This is a genomic window from Nonomuraea sp. NPDC001684, assembly GCF_053596515.1.
In genome coordinates this window covers 1-1,976 of sequence record NZ_JBSFGJ010000809.1, presented here as the reverse complement: position 1 = coordinate 1,976, position 1,976 = coordinate 1, and the positions used below count along the sequence as shown (strand labels likewise).

General features: G+C 74.2%; 2 protein-coding genes and 1 pseudogene. 1 reads left to right on the top strand and 2 read right to left on the bottom strand.

The features are described from left to right. Window positions 1-1,117, top strand: a 1,117-nt coding sequence (locus ACWCSD_RS52020; protein WP_449927233.1) for an FAD-dependent monooxygenase, incomplete at its 5' end; no start/stop codon positions are given. Between the two features lie 4 nt (window positions 1,118-1,121). Here ACWCSD_RS52020 and ACWCSD_RS52015 read toward each other — a convergent pair. Then, window positions 1,122-1,781 (bottom strand): response regulator, encoded by a 660-nt coding sequence (locus ACWCSD_RS52015; protein ID WP_387682675.1) that lies wholly within the window; start codon window positions 1,779-1,781, stop codon window positions 1,122-1,124. Continuing rightward, window positions 1,778-1,976: pseudogene (locus tag ACWCSD_RS52010) on the bottom strand (two-component sensor histidine kinase); the annotation flags it as partial. The gene ACWCSD_RS52015 and the pseudogene ACWCSD_RS52010, both read right to left, overlap by 4 nt.

Below are 1,976 nucleotides of genomic sequence, written 5' to 3'. Positions count from 1 at the left end.
CGCGGGCCTGCAGCTCGCCCCGAACTGCACCCGCATCCTGGACCGTTACGGCCTGCTGGCCGAGGCGGCCGCGCTCGGCGTGCTGCCCGAGACCATGGTCATGAAGGACGCCCTGGACGCCACCGAGCTGACCCGGCTCGACCTGCGCGACGTCGAACGCCGCTACGGCCACCCCTACCTGGTGATCCACCGCAGCGACCTGCACGGCATCCTGCTGCGCGCCTGCGAGCGGGCCGGCGTCGAGCTGCTCACCGACGCCCGCTGCACGTGGTACGAGAACGTCGAGGGCGGCGCCCGGGTGCGGTTCGCCGACGGCGTCGTGGACGAGGCGGACGTGGTGATCGCCGCCGACGGCCTGCACTCGATCGCCCGCGAACTGCTGGTCCAGGACGAGCCGGTGAACTCCGGATATGTCGCCTACCGCTGCGCGGTGCCGTTCGAGCAGGTCGCCGGCAACGACGTCCAGGACAAGGACGTCGTCGTGTACGTCGGGCCGCGCTGCCACTTCGTGCAGTACCCGCTGCGGGGCGCGGAGACGTTCAACCAGGTCGCCGTGTTCGAGTCGCCGAAGGCGCTGGCCGGCCAGGACGACTGGGGCACCCCCGACGAGCTGGACGCGGCGTTCGCGGGGACCTGCGACCAGGTCCAGCGGGGCCTGCCGCTGATGTGGCGCGACCGGTGGTGGCGGATGTTCGACCGCGACCCGATCATGACCTGGGTCACCGGGCGGATCGCCTTGCTCGGCGACGCCGCGCACCCGCCGCTGCAGTACATGGCGCAGGGCGCGATCATGGCGATCGAGGACGGCTGGGTGCTCGGTGAGCACGTCGCCGCCCAGCGCGCCGCGGGCGGACCGGTCGTGGACTGGGACCGGGCGCTGGCCGCCTACGAGGCGGTACGACCCGAGCACTGCCGCCGGGTGGTCGGCACGGCCCGGGCGTGGGGCGCGTTGTGGCACCTGGAGGGCGTCCGGAGACTGCAGCGCAACGCCCTGCTGCGGGAGCGCGACGTCCACGACTACTCGTTCGTCGACTGGATCTTCGGCCCGACGGCCCTGACCCCCGAGGACGAGCCGGAGATGTTCCGCCCGATCCCCCTCGACTCCGCCCCGCTGTGAGGCGTCAGGTCGCCAGGCCCCGGCGGTAGGCGTAGACCACCGCCTGCACGCGGTCCCGCAGGCCGAGTTTGGCCAGGATGCGTGACACGTACGTCTTGACGGTCTCGTGGCTGATCACCAGCGTGGCGGCGATCTCGCTGTTGGACCGGCCGTCGGCGATCAGGCGCAGCACCTCCAGCTCGCGCGGGGTCAGCGCGGTCTCCCCGGACGGCGGCTCGGCCGGGCGGATGCGGGCCGCGTACCGGCCGACCAACTGGCGCGTCACCTCGGGGGCCAGCAGCGCGGCGCCCGAGGCGACGGTGCGGATGCCGTGCAGGAGCTGCGCCGGCGGGGCGTCCTTGAGCAGGAAGCCGCTGGCCCCCGCGCGCAGCGCCTCGTAGACGTACTCGTCGAGGTTGAACGTGGTCACCACGAGCACCTTGACCGGGTCGTCGACCCCCGCGCCGGCCAGCAGCCGGGTGGCCTCGATGCCGCCGAGCACCGGCATGCGCACGTCCATGACGACGAGGTCGGGCCTCAGCCGGCGGGCGAGGTCCACCGCGGCGCGGCCGTCGCCGCACTCCCCCACGACCTCCAGGTCCGGCTGGGCGTCGATGATCGTCGCGAAGCCGGTGCGGATCAGCGCCTGGTCGTCGCAGACCAGGACCCGGATCGGCGCGCTCACGACGGGCCGCCCGCGGGGACGCGGGCCCGCACCACGAAGGCGCCGCCCGCCTGCCGGCCGGCGCTGAACTCGCCGCCGAGGGCGTCCACCCGCTCGCGGAGCCCGGCCAGGCCCCGCCCGCTCCCGCCGGGAGCGGCGGGAGCGGCGGCCCGCGAGCCGGGCCCGTGGGTGCTGACCACCACGCTGATCTCCTTC